Origin of the sequence: Coprococcus sp. AM11-30B (assembly GCF_027674365.1) — a bacterium.
Classification (GTDB): domain Bacteria; phylum Bacillota; class Clostridia; order Lachnospirales; family Lachnospiraceae; genus Allocoprococcus; species Allocoprococcus comes.
The window spans coordinates 62,370-88,431 of record NZ_JAQDVB010000018.1 but is presented as its reverse complement, the minus strand read 5'-3'; the positions used below and the strand labels follow the sequence as shown (position 1 = coordinate 88,431).

Below are 26,062 nucleotides of genomic sequence, written 5' to 3'. Positions count from 1 at the left end.
ATTTTCTCGGTAACTTTCTTAAATGGTGCTGTAAGATAATGCGGAAGAACATAGAAATCAATCAAATCAAGCCCTGCATCATCTTCTTGTGAGTAGTCCTCCGGCTTTTCATCCATTTGCTCGATATATTGGATGCTTGGAGCGCATATAATCGCACCTGCCGATTCACCAATCATCAGTTTTCCCTTTGCCAATTCTTTTTTCAACAGCTCATCCGTTCCCGTTTTACGGAGCTGGTCTATAAGGAAAAAAGAATTTCCGCCGGTAAAATATATCACATCCGCATCTTCAAAAACAGACTGTATCGTTGAATAAGCCTCCGTTGAAATATCAATTTCAGTTACGATTACTCCCAACTTTTTGAATAATTTTCGAGCCGAGCCGACATAACCGGTGTAGCCTTCACGCAGCGAAGCTGTTGGAATAAATGCGACTTTTTTATTTTCAATTTCTTCCTTTATCAGACTTCCTACACTTGAAAAGTGCGAACATAAAAACAGTTTCATCAATATTCTCCTTTATATATAAATTCTAATTTTCCAATTTAACAAATAGGAAGTTATCTATCAATTGTCCAATAATCCTTATAAACGTAACCATCTATTGTTCCAAAGCCTACTTCAAATCAAAAAGAACCTTCTCATAATCTTTTACATAATAGCGTATATTTTTGCGACCTTTTTGTACAATGGTGTGTCCTTCCGCTTCTAATTTTTCCTTTTGTGCTTCAATACCGTTTGGATATTTTTCATTGAGTTCCCCATTAGCTTTCAATGTTCTCCAATAAGGTGTTTCATCATCTGTACGCTGATAACTTGCCCACGCTGCAATAGAAACAAAAATTCCTGCTGTAATAGGCTCTGTAAAATCAGCACCATTTAACTTGGCAAAGTATTCTCGTATCTTCCCAACAGTAATTACTTTACCATAAGGAATTCTTTTCATTGCCTTATCATAATAGATTGGCGGGGCAAAATACATTCTGCTTCCACCATACTTTTCAATACTCTTTTGGTCCGTAATTGTCTGAAATTTTGGCATATCCTTATTGTCATGCAACATAGCGTTAAAATCTTTTTTATCTTCGTTCGCCATTTCTGTCACCTCCTACTTTAAGGATAGTCTATTTGTAATCCCTATGCAATGAGACTGTTTGAATATTTTTGACAACTCCCGATTTGTATTTCCATTCATTTTAGGAAATGGGCAATCCCGATTTGGAATTGCCCATTCATCGTACTAATTATGCGATTTTTTCTTACTTGCACCGATTTCTGCATCAAATGATGTAACTTTGATGTAAATCGCTGTTTTTCCAGTTTTTTATCAAATGAAGTACGTCCCGTCTATTTGGTAAAACGGTACATCTTTACATCATCTTAATAGAGCTTTGCACCTGCCGGAATTCTGTCATTTACCATCAGAAGGTTCAGTCCCTCGTGACCATCTTCCTCGTGTACTGCTGAAATCAGCATACCCTCGGAATCAATTCCCATCATCTTTCTTGGTGGCAGGTTCACGATAGCGATTGCTGTCTTACCAACCAGTTCTTCCGGCTCGTAATACTCGTGAATACCACTTAAAATCACACGGTCTTTGCGTTCTCCGTCATCTAATGTAAACTTCAAAAGCTTCTTTGACTTCGGTACTGCTTCACAAGCTAAAATCTTAACTGCACGGAAATCAGACTTACTGAATGTATCGAAATCTACCATTTCTTCAAAGATTGGCTCAATCTTCACATTAGAGAAATCAATCTTTTCAGACTCAGTTTTTACATTTTTTTCAGGTGCTTCAGAAGCTGTATTATTTACATCATTTTTCTTATTTACACCATCTAAGGACTTCATTGTCGGGAACAGCAGCACATCTCTGATCGCCTCAGCCCCTGTCAACAGCATACACATACGGTCGATACCGAATCCGATACCACCTGTAGGCGGCATACCAATTTCCAGTGCGTTCATGAAGTCTTCATCTGTTGTGTTGGCTTCATCATCACCCTGTGCAAGCAGTTCTTCCTGTGCTTTGAAACGTTCTCTCTGATCGATCGGGTCATTCAGCTCTGAGTATGCATTTGCCATTTCCCATCCGTTCATGAAGAACTCGAAACGTTCTACATAGTCCGGATTTTCCGGTTTCTTCTTTGTAAGTGGTGAAATCTCAACCGGATGATCCATAACGAATGTCGGCTGAAGAAGATGTTCTTCTACATATTCTTCGAAGAACAGATTCAGAATATCACCTTTTTTATGTCTTTCTTCAAATTCAAGATTGTGTGCTTTCGCAAGTTCTCTTGCCTGTTCAAGAGTTTCTACTTCGTTCCAGTCAACACCTGCATATTTCTTAACAGCATCAACCATTGTGATACGCTCGAACGGCTTTCCGAGATCCATCTCGATTCCTTTATATACAATCTGAGTAGTGCCAAGAACTTCCTGTGCAACAAAACGGTACAGGTTCTCTGTCAGATCCATCATGCCATGATAGTCTGTGTATGCCTGGTAAAGTTCCATCAGAGTGAATTCCGGGTTATGTCTTGTATCAAGACCTTCGTTACGGAATACACGTCCAATCTCATATACTCTTTCCAGACCACCAACGATCAGTCTCTTCAGATAAAGTTCCAGAGAGATACGGAGCTTCAGGTCTTCGTTCAGGGCATTGAAATGTGTCTCGAACGGTCTTGCAGCTGCTCCTCCGGCATTCTGTACAAGCATCGGAGTCTCTACTTCCATAAAGCCTTCATTTCCAAGATATTTACGGATTGCGGTAAGGATCTTGGAACGTTTAATAAAAGTATCCTTTACTTCCGGGTTCATGATCAGATCCACATATCTCTGACGATAACGGGTATCTGTATTTGTCAGTCCGTGGAACTTCTCCGGAAGGATCTGCAGGCTCTTTGAGAGAAGCTTTACAGCAGATGCATGAATGGAAATCTCCCCTGTCTTTGTTTTGAATACTTCTCCTTCAAGACCTACGATATCACCGATATCCATCTTCTTGAATGCTTTATATTCTTCTTCTCCGATACTGTCTCTTGCTACATAAGACTGGATATTTCCCTGTAAATCCTGCACATTACAGAAAGATGCTTTTCCCATCACACGTTTGGACATCATACGTCCTGCGAGTACAACGTGTTTTCCTTCCAGTTCATCAAAGTTGTCTTTCACTTCCTGGCTGTGATGTGTTACGTCATATTTTGTGATCTCAAAAGGATTCTGTCCGTTTGCCTGCAGTTCTGCAAGTTTCTCACGGCGTACCTTTCTTAAATGATTCAAATCCTGTTCCTGTCCATTGTTCTGCTGTGTTGCCACTTTTTTCACTCCTTCTCTCTGCTGTATACCATCTTATACTGAACGATTGATCTTCAGTACTTCGTACTCAATAACTCCTGCCTGTGTCTCAACTGCTACTACGTCTCCGACTTTCTTACCGATCAGGGCTTTTCCTACCGGAGATTCATTGGAAATCTTACCTGCCAGGCTGTTTGCTTCTGTAGAACCTACCAGCTGAAATACGATTTCCTCTTCAAATTCTTTATCATATACATCTACTGTACATCCGATGTTGATGGTATCAAGATCCACGTCATCTTCTACTACAACTTCTGCATTCTTGAGGATTTTCTCAAGTTCTTCGATACGTGCCTCGATATCACGCTGCTCGTCCTTTGCTGCATCGTACTCAGCGTTCTCTGAAAGGTCTCCCTGTTCTCTGGCTTCTTTGATCTTTCCTGCTACTTCTTTTCTTTTCACAACTTTTAAATTTTCAAGCTCATCTTCCAGTTTCTTAAGTCCTGTATAGGTGAGTAATGTTTTCTTTGCTTCCATTATAATTCTCCTTACTTACCGACAAATCATTTTCTATTCAAGCCGCAGATACTGATTTTATCCGCATTTAAAGCTACTTTCACAATTTCATTATTATACATATTTCCGGCAGCTGTGTCAACAATTCTTTGCTGGTTTAATATATGCAAAAACGCATTCTCTCATGCGAAAGAACACGTTTTATGTCTATCCGATTTTTTCCATTAAAAGGTTCTCCAGTTCTTCATAACTTTCCACCTGATTGATCTCATCTCTGAGCTTCGCAGAACCCTGCATTCCCTTGGTATACCATGCCACATGCTTGCGCATTTCACGGATTCCGATATAATCTCCCTTGAACTCGATCTGCAGTCTTGCATGACGCAGCATTGTTTCCCGGATCTGGTCTGTGCCCGGTCTTTCCGGAATGGATCCGGTCTCTTCATATGCCAGTAATTCCCTGAAGATCCATGGATTTCCCTGGCAGCCTCTTCCGATCATCACACCATCACAGCCGGTCTGCTCAAACATATCCAGTGCCTTCTGTCCGCTTGTCACATCCCCATTTCCGATTACAGGAATCTTCACTGCTTCTTTCACCTTACGGATAATCTCCCAGTCTGCATTTCCGGAGTAATACTGTTCTCTGGTCCTTCCATGTACTGCGATTGCCGCTGCACCTGCTTCTTCTGCAACCTTCGCAATCTCCGGTGCATTGATACAGGTATCGTCAAATCCTTTGCGGATCTTTATCGTCACCGGTTTCTTGATTGCTCTCGCTGTCTTATATACAATATCATAGATTCGCTTCGGATCCTTCATCAACGCCGAACCTTCTCCATTGCGCACGACCTTTGGAACCGGACAGCCCATATTGATATCCAGGATCTGAAATGGAAGTTCTTCGATCCGCTTTGCCTGCTCGGAAATGATGTCCGGATCTTCCCCAAAAAGCTGAAGTGATACCGGGTATTCTCTTGGATCGATCGCAAGCAGCGCCTTGGTATTCTTATTCTTATACCGGAGCGCCTTTGCACTGATCATTTCCATGCACAGAAGCCCTGCTCCCTGTTCCTTGCATAACAGACGAAATGGCAGGTCTGTTACCCCTGCCATCGGTGCCAGCACATAACGGTTCGGAAGCTCTACATTTCCTATCGTCAGTGTCTTTATCATTCAATCTCTTCCCCCAGAAAAAATACTTTGTAATAAAGCTGAAGCTGTGTCAGAAGCTCCTGCTTCTTCTCGTCTGTCTGAATCTCCTTGATCTTCAGACGGCTTCCGATCTCGTCAAACATCGGATCTCCCTCTGCAGAAGTCACTTCAAATTCCAGCTCCCCATTCTCCTCAAATACAAGTGTAAGGATTCCCCCGACATCATGTACATACAGCACACACATGATCTTCAATTCATCTTTGATGTGCTGTGGCAGATTATCAAAATCCGGATTCATATAAAATTTTTCTTCGTAAGAGTTGGCTCCGCATAATACGATCTTATCCTGATACATAAATTCTCCTTCTATACATACCCATAAATTCCACGTACCGAAACTTCTCCGGCAAAGACAGACTTTCTGCTGCCGTCTTCACATTCTACCTGCAATTCCCCGGTCTTGTCAATCCCCAGTGCCAGTGCATCATATTCATGTTCCGGTTCCAGTACACGCACCCGACGCCCACAGTTTACCAGCAGACGGTTATAATCTTCCATGATCGGCTCCAGACTTCCCGCCTCGCAGACCGCTTCGTAGGCTTTTTCAAAATGCTCCATAATCGCAGCGATCAGTTCAAACCTGCGAAATTCTTTGCCCGCTTCGATCCGCAGTGAAGTCGCTGTCTTTGCGATATCTTCCGGAAAAGACTCCATATTGACATTGATTCCGATTCCGATCACTACATGATTGATGTAATCGATCTCTGCGCTCATCTCCGTCAGTATCCCACTGATCTTCTTTCCACTCACGACCAGATCATTCGGCCATTTGATTCCTATATCCAACTCGGTCTTTTCACGCAAAGCTTTCGTTGCCGCATATGCCATGACAAGTGTCAACATCGGTGCATCTGACGGATTCATCACAGGTCTTAACAGAATCGACATGGAAATACTGCTGCCCGCCGGTGATTGCCAGCATCTGCCGCGTCTTCCTTTTCCCGCCGTCTGCGTCTCTGCAACAAAAAGAGTTCCATCTGCACCTCCGGCCTCGCCTAGTGCTTTGGCCCGGTTATTAGTCGAATCGATCTCGTCATAATACTCCAGATTTTTCGCCATCCATTTTGTCTCCAGACAGCTTTTTATCGCATCCGCGGTAATCCGATCCGGAATATCCACAATGCGATAACCTTTGTTTCTCACGGCTTCAATCTCATAGCCTTCTTCTTTTAACTGATTGATTGCTTTCCACACAGCAGTCCTGGACACCTGAAAGTGGTCACAGAGCTGCTGCCCCGACAGATACCCATCGCTCTGCCGGAGCATCTTTAATATCTCCGCTTTCATGCTTATTATTCGTTCTCTCCTAAAGTTGCAACCATAACTGCCTTGATTGTATGCAGACGATTCTCAGCTTCATCAAATACTCTTGACTGTGGTCCTTCAAATACTTCTTCGGTAACTTCTTTTTCTTTGATCGCCGGCAAGCAGTGTGAGAAGATTGTAGTACCTTTTCCTGTACGTTCCATCAGAGCTGCATTTACCTGATATGGCTTTCCGAGACGCTCTCTTTCCTGCTCTTTCTTTTCTTCGCCCATGGAAATCCATACGTCTGTGTAAATGACATCTGCTCCCTTTACACCATCAAGGTCATCGGTGATCTCGATAGTTGCTCCGGATTCTTTTGCATATTCGTCACATCTCTTCCACAGGGATTCCGAAGTCCAGAGGGCCTTCGGTGCAACGATTGTTACATCTACTCCGATTTTGGCGCATCCTACCAGAAGGCTGTTCGCAACGTTGTTACGTCCATCTCCAAGATATGCAACCTTCAGACCTTTCAGATGTCCGAATTCTTCTTTCATGGTAAGGAGCATAGCCAGACACTGTGTCGGATGTGTGGTATCTGTCAGACCATTCCATACCGGAACTCCACTGTACTCTGCAAGTACATCTGCGTATCTTTGTTCAAATCCACGGAATTCGATTCCATCGAACATTCTTCCAAGTACACGTGCTGTATCTTCGATACTCTCTTTATCACCTAACTGGATCTCATTACCTGCAAGGTATGTCGGGATTCCACCTTCATCCTGTGCTCCTACGGTAAATGCACATCTGGTTCTTGTAGACGGCTTTTCGAAAATAAGGGCAATGTTCTTCCCTTCCAGGCAGTGTCCTTTAATTCCTGCTTTTTTCTTTGCCTTTAATTCACCTGCCAGGTCAACGAGATATTCAATCTCTGCCGGTGTATAATCTTCCAGTTTCAAAAAACTTCTTCCTTTTAAATTCATCTTGTAGTCCTTTCTCAGCTTTGCAATCGCATGGACGAATTTCGGCAGTTTTTCTTTTCCCTCATCTGTACGAGTCTCGTACTTTCTGCTCGTCTCATTCCACAGTTCATCTGCTGTATAAATATTATATTTTGGAATTCTCATGAGCTTCGCACTTGCCTCCAGCATTCCATAGAACAACTCTCTGTCTGAACAGCCGATCGGCAACTTGAGTTTGAAACGATATTCCGTCTTTTCAAGTTCGCTCAAAAGCTTCATTATTTCTACATAATAACACTCTTCTCGTGTTTCTTCAATATAGTAAATCGATCCAGTGAGCCCGTAAAGCGCTCTTTTTGCATCATAATAGCCAATTTTCAAATTCTGTCTGCTCCGCTTTGCCGAAAATTCGAGAATACTGCCAAGTCCTACTCTCGGTTCGATCTCCAGCAGAGAGCCGTCTTCCGGAATCGTCGTCTTCGGCACTCTTCCCGGACCAAAGATCCTTACCTGGATCAGATCCTTATATCCCCTTTTTAGAAGAGACGCGGTCGGCACATTATTGACCGCACCACCATCAATATATGTCTTGCCGTGCAGCGGTTCATTTTTAAATCCAAGCAGATATGCGCTGGCAAGAAGAAAATCCTCCAGAAGACCTTCCGGTATATCTTCAATACTCAGATCAAGTTCCTTCATATCCGATACAGAAAATGTCAAAAGGCAGAATTCTTTTCCGCATTTCCTGATCTTTTCTTCGTCTACAACCTCATGGATCAATTCCTTAAGCGGTGTAATATCAATTCCACCATCTGCAAGCTTCTTCCAGAGACCTTTCAAAATCTCTCTTATGGATGCCTCTCCATCAAAGAACTGTTCCATCAACTCATCATCCACATCCATAACACGGGAAAATGCCATCTCTTTCCAGATATGTCCTGCTTTCTCCAGATCTCCCATACAAACAAGGGCGCCATTCAGGGCGCCCACAGAAGTACCCGCTACTGCACTGATCTTCACACCAGCTTCCGAAAGAGCCCGCCACGCACCGATCTGATACGCACCTCTGGCTCCTCCTCCATCGAATACCAATCCATATTCTTTATTTAAATCGATTATCGGTTTCATCAAATCACACTCTCCTTTGCGCTTGATTTCCCCTCATCACTACCGTCGCTGTCTTGCCGCCTCGAACATCAGAACCGAAGATGCAACCGCCGCATTCAGTGATTCTACCTCTCCACACATCGGAATCTTGATATAACACTCTGCTGCATCTGCCACTTCATCCCGAAGTCCGTTACCCTCATTTCCAATTAAAAATGCTGTCCCTCTTGTGTAATCCTCCTGATCGTAGCTGTTCTTTCCTTTCAGATGTGCCGCATAGGAATGAATCCCGGCTTCTGCAAGTACTTCCAGAGTTTCTGGCAAATGCTCTACATACACAAACGGCATTCGGTAAACCGATCCCATCGTTGAACGGATCACCTTGGGATTGTAAATATCCACACAGTCGTGACTCATGATCACGCCGGTTACGCCTGCCGCTTCCCCCGCACGGAGAATGGTTCCCAGGTTTCCCGGATCCTGCAGATTATCCAACACCATCAGAAGCGGTTTCCTTCCCTGTGCGTCCAGATCCAGCATCTCACATATCTCACAGCTCCTCTGCTCCATCACAAGCAGGATTCCCTGTGGTGTCTTTGTATCTGACACGTGGGAAAATACATGATCTGACAGGATTTCCAGCTGTCTTCCCCATGCCGAAAGTCCCAGCTCTTCTCCATATCGGCTGTAAAACTGCTCCGATACATAAACCTCTCTCACCTGCGTACGCGGAGCTTCCCGGTACATCCGGATCCCTTCTACGATATAGACGCCTTCTTCATCACGTGCCTTTCTCTTTTTCTGCCATGTAACAAGCTGTTTTACCCTGGCATTTCCTGTACTGGTTATCATACTGTAATCTCTTTCCTTTTATTCTTTTTCATTACATCTTGAAACGATATCCCACACCCCAGATTGTCTCAATATACTGTGGGTTTGAGGTATCATATTCAATTTTCTCACGGATTTTCTTGATGTGCACAGTTACCGTTGCGATATCTCCGATGGATTCCATATCCCAGATCTCGCTGAAAAGTTCATCCTTGGTATATACATGGTTCGGATGACTGGCAAGGAAGGTCAGAAGATCAAACTCTTTTGTTGTAAAATTCTTCTCCACTCCGTTTACCCACACTCGGCGTGCAGTGGTATCAATCTTAAGTCCACGGATCTCGATCACCTTATTCTCTTCCACGGCACTTCCGATCAGCCGCTCATAACGTGCCAGATGTGCTTTTACTCTTGCCACCAGCTCGCTTGGACTAAACGGCTTGGTCATATAGTCATCAGCCCCAAGTCCGAGTCCTCTGATCTTGTCGATATCATCTTTTTTCGCAGATACCATGATGATCGGTGTATTCTTTTCCGCACGAACCTTACGACAAATCTCAAAGCCATCCACGCCCGGAAGCATCAGATCCAGGATCACCAGATCAAAATCACCGAAAAGCGCCTTATCAAGCCCTGTCTGTCCATCATTTGCAACCTCTACTTCAAATCCACTCAGCTCCAGATAATCTTTCTCCAGATCTGCAATACTCTCTTCATCTTCTACAATTAAAATCTTACTCATTTATCGGTACCTCCTGATATTTTCTGATTACAAAATACATCACTGTGCCAACACCTTCCCGGCTGGTCGCCCAGATTTTGCCACCGTGATCTTCAATGATCTTCTTCACGATCGAAAGACCGATTCCGCTTCCGCCCTTGGATGAATTCCTTGAAGCATCCGTCCGGTAGAACCGGTCAAATATATTCGGCAGATCTTTCGCTGCGATTCCTTTTCCGTTATCCTCAAGCTCTACCTGAATAAAATCACCTACGTCTTTTACCCGCAGATTGATCAGCCCGTGCTCTCGTTCCATGTATTTCAAAGAATTGCTGACAATGTTGTTGATCACTCTCTTTAACTGTTCCGGATCTGCAATGATCTTCTGATCACCCTCTACATAATTGAAATAACCAAACTCTACATTCTTTGAATCCAGCTCCATCTCAATATCTTCGGCACAGTCATTGAAATAATCGTTGACTGAAAGCGGTGCAAAGTTGTACGGGATCCGGTTTGTATCGATCTTCGCATATAAGGTCAGTTCGTTGATCAGCGTATCCATCTCATTCGCCTTATTATAAATGGTTCCGATATATTTTTCCATCTTCTCCGGCGTATCTGCAACCCCGTCACGGATTCCTTCCACATAGCCCTTGATCGCTGTGATCGGCGTCTTTAAGTCATGGGAAATATTGCTGATCAGTTCTTTGCTTTCCCGGTCACTCTTCAGCTTCTCCTCTGCATTATCTCTCAGACGGATCCGCATCTTTTCAAATGCCTGCATCAGCCGTCCCATCTCATCATCTTTTTCCGGCTTGATCTCAAAATTCAGATTGCCTTCTTCTACGTTCTGCGCTGCTTCCTGCAACTTGTGAATCGGACTGATGATACTTCCATAAATCCACACCATCATGATCATCGCTGTAAATGCCAGAATCAGGACTACTGCGATACATGCGCTTATAATAAACTGCTGGATCTCCGGCATATCTCCCAGCACTCTGATGGATTTTGCAAAATCTTTATATTCCTCACCGGTAATTCCATAAGTATGCTCAATGACTCCGATCTGATAACGCGCAATTCCAAATATAAATGCCGTTGTCAGGATAGTCGGTATCATGATCATCGTCACAAAAGAAATCACCAGTTTCGTCCTTAGTTTCATGCTATATTCATCCTCCATTCATCGTGCACGCCCGGTTATGAGGTCCGTATGGCGCTCACGCAAGTCTGCCTGATAACTAATAGCATATCATAAAAACGGGTGCTTCACATCAAAGCACCCGTAAAATTTTCTAAATTTTTTCTAAAACGATCAAATTCAGAACCTGTTATTAAAGATATTTCTTCAAAGTATCCACTTTATCCAACTTCTCCCATGGAAGATCCAGGTCGTTACGTCCAAAGTGTCCGTAAGCTGCTGTCTGTTTGTAGATCGGACGTCTCAGATCAAGCATCTTGATAATTCCAGCCGGACGAAGGTCAAAGTTCTCTCGAACGATTTCCACAAGCTTATCATCTGCAATCTTTCCTGTTCCGAAAGTATCTACCATGACAGATGTCGGCTGTGCAACACCGATTGCATAAGAAAGCTGGATCTCGCATTTTTTGGCAATTCCTGCTGCTACGATATTCTTAGCAACATAACGTGCTGCATAAGCTGCTGAACGGTCTACCTTTGTACAGTCTTTTCCTGAGAAAGCTCCACCGCCGTGACGCGCCATTCCCCCATAAGTATCTACGATGATCTTACGTCCGGTAAGGCCGCTGTCCCCATGTGGTCCACCGATCACAAAACGTCCGGTCGGATTGATGAAGAATTTTGTATTCTCATCTACCATATCTGCCGGAAGGATTTCATCAAAAATGTATTTTTTCACGTCTTCATGGATCTGTTCCTGTGAAACATCCGGATCATGCTGTGTAGAAAGTACTACTGCATCAAGGCGGGCCGGAACTCCATTTTCATCATATTCTACTGTTACCTGTGTTTTTCCATCCGGACGAAGATATGGAAGTGTTCCGTTCTTTCTTACTTCTGTAAGACGTCTTGCAAGTTTGTGTGCAAGAGCGATCGGATAAGGCATATATTCTTCTGTCTCATCAGATGCATATCCGAACATCATTCCCTGGTCTCCTGCACCGATTGCTTCCAATTCTTCATCTGACATCTTGTGTTCCTTTGCTTCAAGAGCTTTATCAACACCCATGGCAATATCGCTTGACTGTTCGTCAATTGCTGTCAGAACGCCACATGTGTCAGCATCAAATCCGTACTTTCCTCTTGTATAACCAATTTCACGAACAGTATCACGAACGATTTTCTGAATATCTACATATGCATTTGTAGTAATTTCTCCCATTACCATAACAATTCCTGTAGTCGCGCATGTCTCGCAAGCTACACGGCTCATTGGATCCTGCTCCATAAGTGCATCCAGGATCGCATCGGAAATCTGGTCGCACATCTTATCCGGATGTCCTTCAGTTACTGATTCAGAAGTAAATAATAATCTCTCCATCTTTTTTCCTTTCTTTTCTTCTTTGTATCTGCCTCTCTTATCTCTGGAATAATGAAAATCGACAAACAGAATTTCTCTTCTGTCTATGCAAATTTAAAGGTCAGCCCCAAAGGACTGACCTGATATCTCATCATCAATCCTCTTATTGTTCGATTGCTCGCTCAGGTTGGCACCTTCCGGCTTACCGGGGTTGCCGTGGCTTCGCAGGTCCTTTGTACCTCCACCACTCTGAATAAGAGAAAGCGTATTTAATTGTTACCGCTACACATCATAACACTGTCCATAGCTTCCGTCAATATACATTTTGGGAAATATGTTCTATCAAAACAGGAATTCCTGTCTTAACCTACTTTTAACTTGAATTTCTGGATCTCACGTTCTGTAGAAACTCTCTCGATCACTGCGCCGAGACTTCTGAGCTTCTCTTCAAAACGTTCGTATCCCCTCTGGATATATACGATGTCATCTACGATCGTAATGCCATCTGCGGCCATTCCTGCAATCACAAGTGCTGCTCCTGCACGAAGATCCGGTGCACTGACCCTTGCTCCCGAGAATTTATCTACGCCTTCGATAGTCGCTGCATTGCCTTCAACCTTGACATTTGCACCCATTCTTGCAAGTTCTGAAAGATATTTGAAACGATTCTCGAAAATACTTTCTGTAATCGTGCTTGTCCCTTTACAAAGAGCAAGTGTAACACCGATCTGCGGCTGCATATCTGTCGGGAATCCCGGATATGGAAGAGTCTTCACCTGTGTATTATGAAGATCTCCTTTAGACACAACACGCACTGCATCATCAAATTCTTCTACTTCACATCCGATCTCAACAAGCTTTGCAATCGTAGCTTCCAGATGCTTCGGAATGACATTCATAACAGTCACATCACCTCTGGTTGCTGCTGCCGCAAACATAAATGTGCCGGCTTCGATCTGATCCGGAATGATAGAATAATCTGTCTTATGAAGGCGGGATACACCGCGGATCTTGATCACGTCCGTACCTGCTCCACGAATGTTCGCTCCCATACTATTCAGGAAGTTTGCCACATCGACAACATGAGGCTCTTTTGCCACATTCTCAAGGATCGTAAGTCCTTCTGCCATCGATGCTGCCATCATAACGTTGATCGTAGCTCCTACGCTTACCACATCAAAATAAATGTGCTTTCCGATCAGACGCTCTGCTTCTGCGATAATCTTGCCATGCTCGATATCCACATAAGCACCAAGCGCACGAAAACCTTTCAGATGCTGGTCGATCGGACGGCTTCCGATATTGCATCCTCCCGGAAGAGCAACTTCTGCTCTCTTATACTTGCCAAGAAGTGCTCCGAGCAAGTAATAAGATGCACGGATCTTCTTGATGTAATCATATTCTATATCAAAATTTTCAATGTTGCTTCCGTTGATTCTGACTGTGTGCCGGTCAATACGGTCAACCTCGGCACCAATTCCACTGATTGCTTCCAGCAGAACGTTGATATCGTTGACATCCGGAAGATTATCGATAGTAACTGTCTCATCTGTCATAATCGCAGCTGCCAGAATTGCCAGTGCTGCATTCTTTGCTCCACCGATCTCGACTTCGCCGACCAGCGGATTGCCACCCTTAATAATATACTGTTCCATTTCGCACCTCAATTAACGATTTCTTTCCCTCTGAAATATATCCTGTTCTATACTTCTGTCAAACACTCTATTCATACTCTTTATTATTTCATGAATAAAAAACCTCATACTTTTTATTCTTTCCAGATCTCTCAGGATTTGTATGAAGCTTTTTGTAATAATCCTCTATATCACATATCAGTATAGCATATTTCTATATTCATTGCAAAATTATTTATCTTGCTTTCTTCATTTTCGTAAAACTTTTGTAATAATTTCTTTAAAAAATTTATTGATTTTCCAAAATTTCCATTACATTTTCAATGGTTTCTTCCAGCTCCAGTCCATCCTCTGAAACAGTAATATCTGCATATTTTTCAAATAATACTACTCTTTCGTCATATAGATCCTTCAGCGTCTGCCCGTCCCGAAGTGCAACTCCCCTTTTCTTTGCATTCTTCAGTCTGGAATTGATAACCTCAAATGACGCATGCAGATAAACAATGGTTCCGATCTCTTTGTAATGCTTCATTGCTTCTTCACAGTAAACTACGCTTCCTCCCGGGGAAATCACCGCATGTTCCGCTTCCACATCACGATTGACCTGATTCTCAATACTTAAGAATCCGTCCAGACCTTCTTCTGCGATAATCTCCCGCAAAAGTCTGTTCTCCTGCTTCTGAATCAGCAGATCTGTATCGATAAACTCGTATCCAAGCCGCTTTGCGACTACCACTCCGACGGTACTTTTTCCAACTGCCGGCATTCCGATAAATATAATATTCTTCATATGTACCCTGGCCCACTCCTTACCGAAACTGTGTTTCAGATGCTGTCATTTTTATATCGGACGATATTATAGCACAAGTCCTGTGCATGAAGCAACTGTTTTTTCCTGTTGCCGCCTGCCTTTTCCTCTTCTTTCCATCAATTCCTGGTACATCAGGATTTCTACGATCTCCCGGATCTGTTCCGGAGTATAGGTCTCTTTTTCCCATTTTTCCTGTTTCATGACCTGTTCATACGCCCTACGACACATCAGGCACAGCTGGAGCTTATCCGGGTACTCATCATAGATCATGCTTCCTTCATATTCCTGGCGGTCGCATTCTTCCTGTATATATGGAAAAATCTTTTTTGCTGTTGCCGGATACATACTTTGCAGGTATTCTCGGTCGCGCTTCTGGATTTTGTCTTCGTCAAATGCGTATGGAATCGGATACATCATATAATAAGGCAATCTCAGGTCCATGTCTGACACTTCCATTTCTTTTTTCTATGCTTTAGTGTATGCGGTATGGGGGTGTGGGGTTCCTGGGGGGTGTGGAAGGGGGACGATTTTCGGGCAATCCTGTTTCCGGGGCGGATTCGGAATGTAACAGGGAGATAACGGGGAAGGAAGCGGCAAGTGGCGGCACCGGACAGATTCGCCCCGAAATCTGATGATTTCGCGGCTCAGGCTGTCCTCACCAGTCGTGCGGGAGGCACGGCTGGTGTCCACCTCTTGCCACTTCCTTCCCCTAACTCCCTGTAACGTTCCTGCATATGCCCCGGAAACAGGATTGCCCGAAAATCTGCGCGCTTCAAGACGGAGGGGTGTCCCGGAACTCTACTCGCGAAGTTGAGTGTTGTTCAGGACGGGCGCCAGGCGGACGTTTGTCCTGTGGCTTGGCAAATGTGCGGTTGAAATTTGTTGATGAAAAGGTTATTTATTAAAATGTTTTTATGAAGAGATGATATTTGTTGTGTGGAAATTACTTTACTAGTTTTTTGATTACCATATAATTTGCTATGAGTAGCAAATCTTTTAAATTATAAAAGGACATATTCTATATTGAAATAATTGGGTTTATGGTATACTGAATTATAGGTATATATTTTTTCATGCTTTACGAAGGAGGACATATATGGATATAATTATCAGACCTGCGGAAAACAGTGATTTTGACAGTGTGGTTCATATCATGAATCAGGTTCAGGCTTTGCATGTGAACTGGCGGCCTGATATTTACAAAGAAAGTAAGGATTTTTTCTCTTTAGATGCTTTTCAGGATGCTTTGGATAAAGAAGCTTTTTATGTTGCCGAATCAGAGCACAGGATTATTGGAATTCTGGAGCTTACATACCGGCATATTGAATTTCCTTCGATGCTTACCCGTGATGTAATTTATATCGATACAATGGCGGTTGATGAAAATTACAGAGGTATGGGTATCGGACATCATTTTTTTGAAATGCTAAAGGACTTAAAAAAAGAGAAACATTTTGATGGCATTGAATTACAGGTAAACGCTAAAAATGTTGCTGCATATGAAATGTACAAAAAATATGGCTTTACAGAAAAATCAATCAACATGGAATTATTATAAGTAGTGAGGTGCAAAGTTATGAATAATGAAATTGTGAATGCTATGGAGGAACTTGAAAACTGGTTGGCTGATCCGACTGAACTGGGGCGGAAACCGGCGAAGATTGAGTATACAGCTTCTTTTGAGGATGAGGATGGGATCAAATGTATGATCTTTAAATTCAAGAAATCTTTCTTTGGAAAATGGCTTCTTGGAATCGTCAGTGAATCCGGAACCTTCAGTGAGATGAAGGAATACAATTCTGCCACAGAAACAGAAAATGCAAAAGCATTGCTTCTTATATTAAAAGAATACTGGAAAAAAATGGCAGAAAAAGAACAGGGATTTATCGAAATCCCGATTGAAAATCTGATCGAATGGGACGAGCCGAATGGGGAAGGTTGTATCGTTTCCGATAAGATCACAAAAGAAGGCTACAAAGTCGGCTACATGCTCCGCGAAGAGCCAACAGAAGGGAATCCGGACAGTGGCTGGAGATTCATGGCTGGTAATGAAGATGACGAATATATGGACAATCCGGATAATCATCATGTCTTTGCACTCAACACCATCTGCAATTACGACAGCGATATTATCCCTTATCTTCATGCCAAAATCGGATCTGCTTTCATACGTGTAGATGAGTCCCATTTTGAAAAAGATCATGAATTTAAGCCTATGTTCATCCAAAAGCAATAAATAAGTAAAGATAAACTCTGTTTTTTCCACTTCACCACAACATCCTCGTCTGCCAATGCACAGGCGTGTGGAAGGTTTGACTTTCCGGTTCCGTTTTGTACTACAGCCATCAAGTCAATGAAACGCACCAGAAAGCCAAACCTTCCACACGCCATCCCATTCGCCACCTACAACTTAATCTTAGCCAGCGCATCCGCAAATGGATTATTCACTGGCTCATCCTTCTGCTGTCTTAAATATTTCTGCACATCCTTCTTGCTGACTCCCGCACCTTCTTTCTTCCGTCTCTCCTGGAACGATGTCAGCTTCTCCTTATGTCCGCAGACACACACAAAAATCTGTCCATCCCCTCTTCCTTTCAGCTGCATCTTCTTGTGACACACAGGACATCTCGCATTCGTTGTCCGTGATACTGTTTCGCGGTATCCGCACTCTCTGTCCTGACAAACCAGCATCTCACTGTTCTTTCCTTTCACTGCAAGCATTCTCTTACCACATCGCGGACATTTACTATTTGTCAGATTATCATGCCGGAACGTTCCTGCTCCCGCCTTAATCTCAGAAACCACCTGATCCGTATATTTATCAATATCCTTCATAAAATCCTTCCGCGAAAGCTTTCCCTTCGCAATCTGCGACAAACGCATTTCCCAGTCTGCTGTAAGTTCCGGCTGTTTTAACTCTTCCGGCACAAGTTCCAGAAGCTGTTTCGCTTTCGATGTAAGATAGATATCCTTTCCACGCTTTTCCAGCAAAAAGCTTTTAAAAAGTTTTTCAATAATATCCGCTCTTGTCGCAACCGTTCCCAATCCTCCTGTCTCGCCAAGCGTTTTCGCCATCGCTTTGTCATGGCTTTCCATATAAGCCGTCGGGTTTTCCATTGCTGACAAAAGTGTTGCTTCATTAAAATGTGCCGGTGGCTTCGTTTTACCTTCTGTCAATGACAACACAAGTCCTTTAATCTCCTGTCCTTTTTCCAGTTCCGGCAGTGTCTGTCCCTTCAAACCCTTTCCAGACTCATACGCTTCTTCCTCTTCTTCATCCTCATCTGAATAGACTTCCTCTTCATAAGCAGCCCGCCATCCCTGCGCTTTCACAATCTTTCCAGACGCAAGGAAAGTTTCACCGCCAACCTTCACCATAATCTGTGTCTGCTCATACTCAAATGACGGATAAAGCACAGCAAGAAAACGCCGTACAACCAGATCATAAATCTTCCGCTCTTCATTTGTCATATGACTCAGATCCACAAACTGCTCCGTTGGGATGATCGCATGATGATCCGATACCTTTGCATCATTTACAAAAGCGAGCTTTCCACTCAGATCCTTTTTCTGCGCTGTCATTGCAAGCTTACGGTACGGTCCTGTACCACACGCCTCCAGACGGTCCTTGATCGTCGGAACAATGTCTTTGCTCAGATATCTTGAATCCGTTCTCGGATAGGTCAGCACCTTATGATTCTCATACAGTCTCTGCATGATATTCAGCGTCTCTTTCGCCGAATATCCAAACCGCTGATTGGCTTCTCTCTGCAGCTCTGTCAGATCATACAAAAGCGGTGCATACGTTTTTTTCGGTGTTTTTTTTATCTCTTCCACTACCGCTTTCTGTTCATCCAGCTTTTTCATCAGTCCGGTCATTTTCTCTTTATCGAATGAGCGATAACTCTTTGACTTCTGATCCTGCCATGTCAGCATAATATTTTGTCCTTTTGCGGTCATTCCATAATAACCTTCCGGAACAAAACTACGGATCTTTTCTTCTCTCTTTGCAATCATTGCAAGCGTTGGCGTCTGCACACGTCCACAGGAAAGCTGCGCATTATATTTACAGGTCAGTGCCCTTGTTGCATTGATTCCAACCAGCCAGTCTGCCTCAGCACGACACATTGCAGCATCGTAAAGCGAATCATACTCATGCCCGTTCTTCAACTTTGCAAAACCTTCTCTGATTGCTTTATCCGTTACAGATGAGATCCACAGCCTCTTGATCGGCTTTTTGCTTCCTGCTTTTTCCAGAATCAGCCTTGCTACTAACTCTCCTTCTCGTCCTGCATCCGTAGCAATGATAATCTCATTCACATCCTTGCGGTGAATCTGTGTTTTCACTGCTGCGAACTGTTTTCCGGTCTGCTTTATTACTTCAAGCTTAAATGGAGCCGGCTTCATCGGAAGCACATCCATTTTCCACTCTTTATATTTTTTATCGTAATCTTCCGGATCTGCCAGCGTAACCAGATGACCAAGTCCCCAGGTTACAATATAACACTCTCCTTCAATTGCTCCATTTATCTTTTTCCCACATTTAAGTACGCGCGCAATATCACGCGCAACAGAAGGTTTTTCTGCAATTACAAGTGCCTTCATTCTGTCTTTTCTACTCCTTTTTATTCTTTTTCTGCCACTTCCATCATTGTCTTTAATTTATCCTGCGCTTCGGTCATACACTGGAGTAACAGTGGGTTAAATGTACCGCATTCACCATTCCTGATCATTTCCAGTGCTTTTTCATGCGAAAATGCCTTCTTGTAAACACGTTCACTCACCAGGGCATCGTACACATCCGCCAGCGATACTACTTGTGCCGAAATCGGAATTTCTTCTCCGACAAGTCCGTCCGGATATCCCTTTCCATCATATCTTTCATGATGCCAGCGGCAAATCTCATATGCAAGCTTGAGCAGCTTTTCATTCCGGTACATATCCAGATTATCCAGCATTTGTGCACCGATCAAGGTATGTGCCTTCATAATCTCAAATTCCTCTTTGGTAAGCTTTCCCGGTTTGTTCAGAATTCTCTCGTCAATTCCAATCTTTCCGATATCATGCAAAGCCGATGCTGTTGCAATCAAAAATCTATCTTCCCATGAGAGCTGATATTTTCCTGTCTTTTTCACCAGTTGTTCCAGTAAAAGCTGTGTGATCAGATTGATATGGATCACATGCCGACCGCTTTCTCCGTTTCTGAACTCAACAATCTGACTCAGGATACCGATCAGCATTCGGTTGTTTCTCTCTTTTTCGTAAATCTGCCTGGTCACCAGACGGATCAGTCTCCTCTGTTTTGCATATAGCTTGATCATGTTCAGGACGCGTTGATATACGATTTTCGCATCAAACGGGCGGCTGATGTAATCTGAAACGCCCATCTCATATGCCCGTCTGATATAGCTATCTGAATCTTCACTGGAAATCATGATTACCGGAATATCTTCAATCCAATGATTCTGGTTCATCGCAGCAAGGACTTCAAATCCATCTATTTCCGGCATCACAATATCGAGCAGCACTAGTGAAATCCCTGTTCCATACCGTTCCAGTTGTTCCAGACATTCTTCTCCATTAGCCACCTCCAGGATCCGGTAGTCCTCTTTCAGGATCTCTTTCAGAATCTCGCGGTTTATTTCCGAATCATCCACGATAAGGATCTGTTGTTTCAGTTTTTCTGATGCAGAATTTTCTTCCTTTTTCTTTCCATTTTCATCCCATTCTGTGACAACCATATTTTTATAATTTTTAGCTATATACATCTGTCTGTCAGCACTGGCAACAGCATCTTCAATATTGCCTTCGCGGAATATAGCTCCGCCGATGCTGACCGAAAGCTGCATTTTCTCATAATTCGGCACAACCGCATCGTGGATTTTTTCCTGGATCAGTTTCAGCTTATCCTCAAAAATATGCTTCTTAATCGAAGGTAGGATCAGTAAAAATTCATCTCCACCATACCGGATCAGAATATCTGTCTTCCGGATATATTTTTTGATAATGTTCGCAGTCGTTATAAGTGCCGCATCTCCTGCACTGTGTCCATAAGTATCGTTATGGAGCTTAAAATCATCCAGATCGATCACTGCAATTCCGGCTTCATCCTCCATCTTTTTGATCTCTTCTTCAAAAAAACGCCGATTATATATCCCGGTCAGTACATCCGTATATAACTTTTCATTATATCCTGAAAGTTTACTGATCAGCTTCTCATACCCTTCCTGATCAATCTGAATACTCTCATCAAGATTCTGAATCATTTCCATAACATAAGGTCTGCCATCAATCTCAACATAACGCGAGATGACCTGAAATACCTGCGAATCCAGAAATTCAAATTTTATCTTCTGCGTCTGTTCTTTCAGTGCCAGAAGAGAGCTGCAGTTCTTGCATTCCTTGTCTTTTTTCCAGAAAGTGTAACACTGACACGTTTCAGATAAATCTCCTGCATTTATCCGTTTTTCCCGATCCATCAGCATTTTCCCGTCTACCAGTCTGACAACCTGAAACACTTCCCTCAAAGATTCCATCTTTCTTTCCGCTTCCTGCATTGTCATTTGGTCCTGTTTGTTCATCCCTTTATCCTCTCAATTTTATCCTGCCATTCATACTCTTTTTTACGCTATATAATGATGTTGGGGTCAAAAAGTATTTTGACCCCTTTGATACCAGATTGCTACGTGCTTTGGCACTCTCGCAATCCTCAAAAACATTCGTAATCCGCTCATTTTTCTTTGAAAAATGGCTACTTACTCATGTTTTTGGCGGATCAAGAGGTCAAAAATCCTCTTGCAAGCAAGCTTGCATCGGCTTTCTGACCTTATGACCCTGGTATCATCATATAATAAAATTATTATAGGCAAATTCCTCCTTATTGTCCAGTTTTCCTTCATTAAAAAAACCGAAAATCCAACAAAGGATTCTCGGTTTTTAATGCTTTATGACTGAGTTGCTCCAATTCGGGCAACTGCTCTTTTCAGTGCTGCCTCTGCACGACGCATGTCTGTGCCTTCCTGCTTCGCAGCAATTCTGTCCTCAGCGCGCTTCTTCGCCGCTTCGGCACGTGCCACATCAATTTCATCCGGCCACTGTGCATCTTCTGCAAGCACCGTTACCTTCTCCTGCAGGATTTCTACAAATCCTCCAAGGATTGCCGCTTTCTTAATCTCCCCGTCATTGTGGATTCGCATCACACATGGTTCAAGAATCGTCGTCAGCGGAATATGCTTTGCATAGATGCCAAGCTCTCCCTCAGTACTTACAAATTCAAGGAATTCGCAGTCACCCTCCAGAAACTTCTTTTCCGGCGAAATAATGTTAAGTTTAAATTTATCTGCCATAGGACGTCCCTCCTATTTCACACGGGCAAGCACGTCATCGATATTACCTGCATTCAGGAAATATCCCTCCGGAATATCATCATGCTTTCCTTCGAGGATCTCTTTAAATCCCTGAATTGTCTCGCCAATTGGAACATAACGTCCTTCCAGACCTGTAAACTGTGTCGCAACGTGGAATGGCTGGGAAAGGAATCTCTGGATCTTTCTTGCTCTGGATACGACCAGCTTATCTTCTTCGGAAAGTTCATCCATACCAAGAATTGCAATGATATCCTGCAGTTCTTTGTATTTCTGAAGAATTTCCTGTACTCCACGGGCTACTTTATAGTGTTCTTCTCCGACAATGTGTGGATCCAGAATACGTGAAGTAGATTCCAGTGGATCTACAGCCGGGTAAATACCAAGCTCTGTGATCGCACGGGAAAGTACGGTCGTTGCATCCAGATGGGCAAATGTTGTTGCCGGAGCCGGGTCAGTAAGGTCATCGGCTGGCACATATACTGCCTGCACGGATGTGATGGATCCGTTCTTCGTGGATGTGATACGCTCCTGCAGCGCACCCATTTCTGTCTGCAGTGTCGGCTGATAACCTACCGCTGAAGGCATACGTCCAAGAAGCGCTGATACTTCGGAACCTGCCTGTGTAAAACGGAAAATGTTATCAATGAAAAGAAGTACATCCTTTCCACCTTTATCACGAAAATATTCTGCAAGAGTCAGTCCTGTAAGTCCGACTCTCATACGTGCTCCAGGTGGTTCATTCATCTGACCGAATACCATCGCTGTCTTTTTGATAACTCCGGATTCTGTCATCTCATAGTAAAGGTCATTTCCTTCACGGGTACGTTCTCCTACACCAGTGAATACAGAATAGCCGCCATGCTCCGTTGCAATATTGGTAATCAGTTCCTGGATAAGAACGGTCTTTCCTACACCAGCTCCACCGAACAGACCGATTTTTCCACCTTTCTGATATGGGCACAGAAGGTCAACAACCTTGATACCTGTCTCCAGCATCTCTGTCTGTGTTGCCTGCTCTTCAAAGCTTGGAGCTTTTCTGTGAATCGGTGCGTATTCAACATCCTTCGGAGCCTCTTTTTCATCAATCGGCTCACCCAGTACGTTGAAGATACGTCCGAGTGTTGCTTCGCCAACCGGAACTGAAATCGGTCCCCCGGTTGCTACGGCGTCCATGCCTCGCACCAGTCCGTCTGTCGGTCCCATGGCGATACATCTTACGATATCATCACCCAGATGCTGTGCAACTTCTACCACAAGTTTTCCTCCATCCTTGCGCGTAATCTCAACCGCATCGTTGATCTCCGGCAAGTATCCTTCCGAAAACTTAAGGTCAAGAACGGCACCGATAACCTGGGTAATTTTCCCTATATTTTTATCTGCCATTTTCTCCTCCTTACATACAGAAACCTGTATTTATCCGATCGCCTCTGCTCCGGCAATGATCTCGGTAAGTTCCTGTGTGATCGCACCCTGACGTGCTCTGTTATATTTCAATTCCAAATCATCTATCATCTCTTCCGCATTGCTGGTTGCCGAATCCATCGCCTGCATACGTGCACCGTTCTCACTGGCAACTGCTTCCACAAATGCGCCATACAGAATGCTGCTGATATATTTCGGAACAAGAAGGCTGATTGCCTCTTCCGCTTCCGGTTCAAAGTTCATCGGTGTAAGCTGCGCCTTTGCATCCTCTTCTCCCGCTTCTTCCTGCACCTCTGCCGGAAGGACTTTGATCATCGTCGGAATGTGACTTACCGTATTTTTGAAAAATGTGTAGATCAGATAGATCTCACCAATCTCACCATTTTCAAAATCTGTCAGAAGTCTTTTGGTAATACTCTTCGCATCATCATAGGACGGTTCTTCGATCATCTCTGAATAATCAGCGACAATATCATATCCTTTGTGTTTCAGAAGTTCCAGTCCTTTTCCTCCAATTGCATAGATCCGGATATTCTCCTTCGTAAAGGCTTCGTTTTCAGTCACCATCTTCACTACATTGGAGTTATATCCACCTGCCAGTCCACGATTGGATGTTACAACAATGACTGCTTTCTTCTTCGAATCATCTGCTTTCAGATATGGATGATTGATATTCCCTGCCTTTGCAAGCAGAGAGGTCATTGTTGCATACATACAGTCAAAATACGGCTTTGATTCTTCTGCCCGGGTTCTTGCTTTCTGCAGCTTTACGGTAGAGACAAGTTTCATGGCTTTTGTAATCTGCTGCGTGCTCTGTACACTGGTACGGCGACGCTTGATATCTCTCATAGATGCCACTTTGTATCACCTACCTTGCCTGAAATTGTTCTTTATATTCTCCGATTGCTTTTCTGAGAGCTTCTTCTACTTCTTCCTTCAGCACTTTGTCATTCTTGATAGATTCTGGAATTTCCGGATATTTTGTCTTAATATAATCAAAAAGTCCGCTTTCAAAAGCCAGAATATCTTCTACCGCAATATCAAGAAGAAGCTTCTTAACTGCTGCATAAATGATAATAATCTGGTATTCTACCGGCATCGGCTGGTACTGCGGCTGTTTCAGGATCTCTTTGATCCGGACTCCCTGTGCCAGACGTTCGGAAGTCTCTGCATCCAGTTCCGATCCGAACTGTGCAAAGGATGCCAGCTCACGGTACTGTGCAAGATCAATACGGATTGTACCAGCGATCTTCTTCATCGCCTTGATCTGTGCCGATCCACCTACACGGGATACAGAAAGTCCGGCATTAACGGCCGGTCTGAAACCAGAGTTGAACATCTCTGTTTCCAGATAAATCTGTCCGTCTGTGATGGAAATAACGTTGGTAGGAATGTATGCTGATACGTCACCTGCCTGTGTCTCGATAATCGGAAGTGCAGTAAGTGAACCTCCGCCAAGTTCATCTGAAAGACGGGCTGCTCTTTCAAGAAGTCTTGAATGCAGATAGAATACATCTCCCGGATAAGCCTCACGTCCAGGTGGACGTTTCAGAAGTAAGGAAAGGGTACGGTATGCAGTTGCATGTTTGGACAGGTCATCATAAACGATCAGTACATCATCTCCGTTCTCCATCCATTCTTCTCCCATCGCACATCCTGAATACGGTGCGATGTACTGCAGTGGTGCAAGCTCACTGGCTGTTGACACAACTACAGTTGTATAATCCATTGCCCCAAAGGTCTCCAGAGTCTTAACAAGAGAAGCTACGGTCGAAGCTTTCTGACCGATTGCTACATAAATACACTTTACGCCCTGCCCTTTCTGGTTGATGATCGTATCAATCGCGATCGCTGTCTTACCGGTCTGTCTGTCACCGATGATCAGCTCTCTCTGTCCACGACCGATCGGAACCATGGAGTCGATCGCTTTAATACCTGTCTGAAGCGGTGTATCTACTGACTTACGGGAAATAACCCCCGGTGCCACACGCTCGATCTGACGATGCCTGGTTGCCTGGATTGGTCCTTTTCCATCGATTGGCTGTCCAAGTGCATTAACTACACGGCCAAGCATACAGTCGCCTACCGGAACCTCTACAACTCGTCCGGTTGTCTTTACAGTATCACCTTCATTGATATTCTTATGATCTCCCAGAAGAACAGCACCTACGTTGTCCTCTTCCAGGTTCAGAACCATTCCGTATACTTCTGAAGGGAACTCCAAAAGTTCACCCTGCATTGCATTTTCAAGGCCGTGGACACGCGCAATACCATCTGCCACCTGAATAACCGTTCCGACATCCGATACGTTCAGCTCAGAGGAATATCTTTCAATCTGTTCTTTGATCACAGAACTTATTTCTTCTGGTCTTAAATTCATGGAGCGAATCCACCTTCTTTCTACTAATTCTAACT

Annotated in this window: 23 protein-coding genes and 1 riboswitch; of the genes, 2 read left to right on the top strand and 21 right to left on the bottom strand. The window is 43.6% G+C overall.

All coding sequences use genetic code 11. The features are described from left to right. The 15 genes from PGU50_RS12805 to PGU50_RS12735 all read right to left on the bottom strand — a co-directional run. The coding region (locus PGU50_RS12805) for a Type 1 glutamine amidotransferase-like domain-containing protein (RefSeq protein ID WP_270247129.1) at nucleotides 1-506 on the bottom strand (506 nt) is incomplete at its 3' end. 109 nt (nucleotides 507-615) lie between these two features. Next, nucleotides 616-1,095, bottom strand: coding sequence for an MGMT family protein (locus PGU50_RS12800; protein WP_177586208.1), 480 nt, complete (start codon nucleotides 1,093-1,095; stop codon nucleotides 616-618). A 284-nt stretch (nucleotides 1,096-1,379) separates the two neighbouring features. Continuing rightward, nucleotides 1,380-3,323 (bottom strand): lysine--tRNA ligase, encoded by a 1,944-nt coding sequence (lysS, locus tag PGU50_RS12795; RefSeq protein ID WP_270203722.1) that lies wholly within the window; start codon nucleotides 3,321-3,323, stop codon nucleotides 1,380-1,382. A gap of 33 nt (nucleotides 3,324-3,356) precedes the next feature. After that, the gene (gene greA, locus PGU50_RS12790) at nucleotides 3,357-3,839 is read right to left on the bottom strand and encodes a transcription elongation factor GreA (protein WP_117824107.1); all 483 of its coding nucleotides are present in this window, start codon (nucleotides 3,837-3,839) and stop codon (nucleotides 3,357-3,359) included. 186 nt (nucleotides 3,840-4,025) lie between these two features. Beyond that, entirely contained in the window at nucleotides 4,026-4,994 is a 969-nt protein-coding gene (gene dusB, locus PGU50_RS12785) for a tRNA dihydrouridine synthase DusB (RefSeq protein ID WP_008370113.1), read from the bottom strand. Continuing rightward, nucleotides 4,991-5,329 carry a DUF6145 family protein gene (locus PGU50_RS12780; protein WP_008370111.1) on the bottom strand — a complete coding sequence of 113 codons (339 nt, stop codon included), beginning with the start codon at nucleotides 5,327-5,329 and terminating at the stop codon, nucleotides 4,991-4,993. Before PGU50_RS12780 ends, dusB begins: the two co-directional genes overlap by 4 nt. 11 nt (nucleotides 5,330-5,340) lie before the next feature. Continuing rightward, a complete protein-coding gene (locus PGU50_RS12775) occupies nucleotides 5,341-6,321 on the bottom strand; it encodes a biotin--[acetyl-CoA-carboxylase] ligase (RefSeq protein WP_008370109.1) in 981 nt (326 codons plus the stop codon). Between the two features lie 5 nt (nucleotides 6,322-6,326). Continuing rightward, the gene (gene argF / locus PGU50_RS18180) at nucleotides 6,327-8,375 is read right to left on the bottom strand and encodes an ornithine carbamoyltransferase (protein ID WP_270247128.1); all 2,049 of its coding nucleotides are present in this window, start codon (nucleotides 8,373-8,375) and stop codon (nucleotides 6,327-6,329) included. 39 nt (nucleotides 8,376-8,414) lie between these two features. Beyond that, nucleotides 8,415-9,206 carry a TrmH family RNA methyltransferase gene (locus tag PGU50_RS12765; protein ID WP_117835057.1) on the bottom strand — a complete coding sequence of 264 codons (792 nt, stop codon included), beginning with the start codon at nucleotides 9,204-9,206 and terminating at the stop codon, nucleotides 8,415-8,417. Between the two features lie 31 nt (nucleotides 9,207-9,237). Next, nucleotides 9,238-9,927 (bottom strand): response regulator transcription factor, encoded by a 690-nt coding sequence (locus tag PGU50_RS12760; RefSeq protein ID WP_008370100.1) that lies wholly within the window; start codon nucleotides 9,925-9,927, stop codon nucleotides 9,238-9,240. Continuing rightward, nucleotides 9,920-11,077, bottom strand: coding sequence for a sensor histidine kinase (locus tag PGU50_RS12755; protein WP_055249057.1), 1,158 nt, complete (start codon nucleotides 11,075-11,077; stop codon nucleotides 9,920-9,922). Before PGU50_RS12755 ends, PGU50_RS12760 begins: the two co-directional genes overlap by 8 nt. A gap of 169 nt (nucleotides 11,078-11,246) precedes the next feature. Then, nucleotides 11,247-12,434 (bottom strand): methionine adenosyltransferase, encoded by a 1,188-nt coding sequence (metK, locus tag PGU50_RS12750; protein ID WP_008370096.1) that lies wholly within the window; start codon nucleotides 12,432-12,434, stop codon nucleotides 11,247-11,249. Between the two features lie 139 nt (nucleotides 12,435-12,573). Continuing rightward, nucleotides 12,574-12,673, bottom strand: a riboswitch (SAM riboswitch). 102 nt (nucleotides 12,674-12,775) lie between these two features. Next, on the bottom strand, nucleotides 12,776-14,068 hold the full coding sequence (locus PGU50_RS12745) for a UDP-N-acetylglucosamine 1-carboxyvinyltransferase (protein WP_008370094.1): 1,293 nt from the start codon (nucleotides 14,066-14,068) through the stop codon (nucleotides 12,776-12,778). Between the two features lie 268 nt (nucleotides 14,069-14,336). Further along, on the bottom strand, nucleotides 14,337-14,837 hold the full coding sequence (locus tag PGU50_RS12740; RefSeq protein WP_117835063.1) for a shikimate kinase: 501 nt from the start codon (nucleotides 14,835-14,837) through the stop codon (nucleotides 14,337-14,339). Nucleotides 14,838-14,903: 66 nt separating this feature from the next. Beyond that, nucleotides 14,904-15,299 (bottom strand): hypothetical protein, encoded by a 396-nt coding sequence (locus tag PGU50_RS12735; protein WP_055249050.1) that lies wholly within the window; start codon nucleotides 15,297-15,299, stop codon nucleotides 14,904-14,906. A 655-nt stretch (nucleotides 15,300-15,954) separates the two neighbouring features. Here PGU50_RS12735 and PGU50_RS12730 point away from each other — a divergent pair. Together PGU50_RS12730 and PGU50_RS12725 are read left to right on the top strand one after the other, a co-directional pair. After that, nucleotides 15,955-16,416, top strand: coding sequence for a GNAT family N-acetyltransferase (locus PGU50_RS12730; protein ID WP_270247127.1), 462 nt, complete (start codon nucleotides 15,955-15,957; stop codon nucleotides 16,414-16,416). 18 nt (nucleotides 16,417-16,434) lie between these two features. Next, a complete protein-coding gene (locus PGU50_RS12725) occupies nucleotides 16,435-17,094 on the top strand; it encodes a DUF2185 domain-containing protein (RefSeq protein WP_270247126.1) in 660 nt (219 codons plus the stop codon). Nucleotides 17,095-17,261: 167 nt separating this feature from the next. On the opposite strand, the gene PGU50_RS12720 is transcribed toward PGU50_RS12725, so the two are convergent. The 6 genes from PGU50_RS12720 to atpA form a co-directional block, all read right to left on the bottom strand. Continuing rightward, nucleotides 17,262-19,463 carry a DNA topoisomerase III gene (locus PGU50_RS12720; RefSeq protein ID WP_195502152.1) on the bottom strand — a complete coding sequence of 734 codons (2,202 nt, stop codon included), beginning with the start codon at nucleotides 19,461-19,463 and terminating at the stop codon, nucleotides 17,262-17,264. A gap of 20 nt (nucleotides 19,464-19,483) precedes the next feature. Further along, on the bottom strand, nucleotides 19,484-21,439 hold the full coding sequence (locus tag PGU50_RS12715) for a diguanylate cyclase (RefSeq protein WP_270247124.1): 1,956 nt from the start codon (nucleotides 21,437-21,439) through the stop codon (nucleotides 19,484-19,486). A 363-nt stretch (nucleotides 21,440-21,802) separates the two neighbouring features. Beyond that, nucleotides 21,803-22,204 carry an ATP synthase F1 subunit epsilon gene (gene atpC / locus PGU50_RS12710; RefSeq protein WP_117835073.1) on the bottom strand — a complete coding sequence of 134 codons (402 nt, stop codon included), beginning with the start codon at nucleotides 22,202-22,204 and terminating at the stop codon, nucleotides 21,803-21,805. Nucleotides 22,205-22,216: 12 nt separating this feature from the next. Continuing rightward, the gene (gene atpD / locus PGU50_RS12705; RefSeq protein WP_008370073.1) at nucleotides 22,217-23,608 is read right to left on the bottom strand and encodes a F0F1 ATP synthase subunit beta; all 1,392 of its coding nucleotides are present in this window, start codon (nucleotides 23,606-23,608) and stop codon (nucleotides 22,217-22,219) included. Nucleotides 23,609-23,638: 30 nt separating this feature from the next. After that, nucleotides 23,639-24,505: an ATP synthase F1 subunit gamma gene (atpG, locus tag PGU50_RS12700; protein ID WP_022220234.1), complete on the bottom strand. Its 867-nt coding sequence runs from the start codon at nucleotides 24,503-24,505 to the stop codon at nucleotides 23,639-23,641. 10 nt (nucleotides 24,506-24,515) lie between these two features. Then, on the bottom strand, nucleotides 24,516-26,027 hold the full coding sequence (gene atpA / locus PGU50_RS12695; protein WP_008370069.1) for a F0F1 ATP synthase subunit alpha: 1,512 nt from the start codon (nucleotides 26,025-26,027) through the stop codon (nucleotides 24,516-24,518). Nucleotides 26,028-26,062 lie beyond the last annotated feature (35 nt).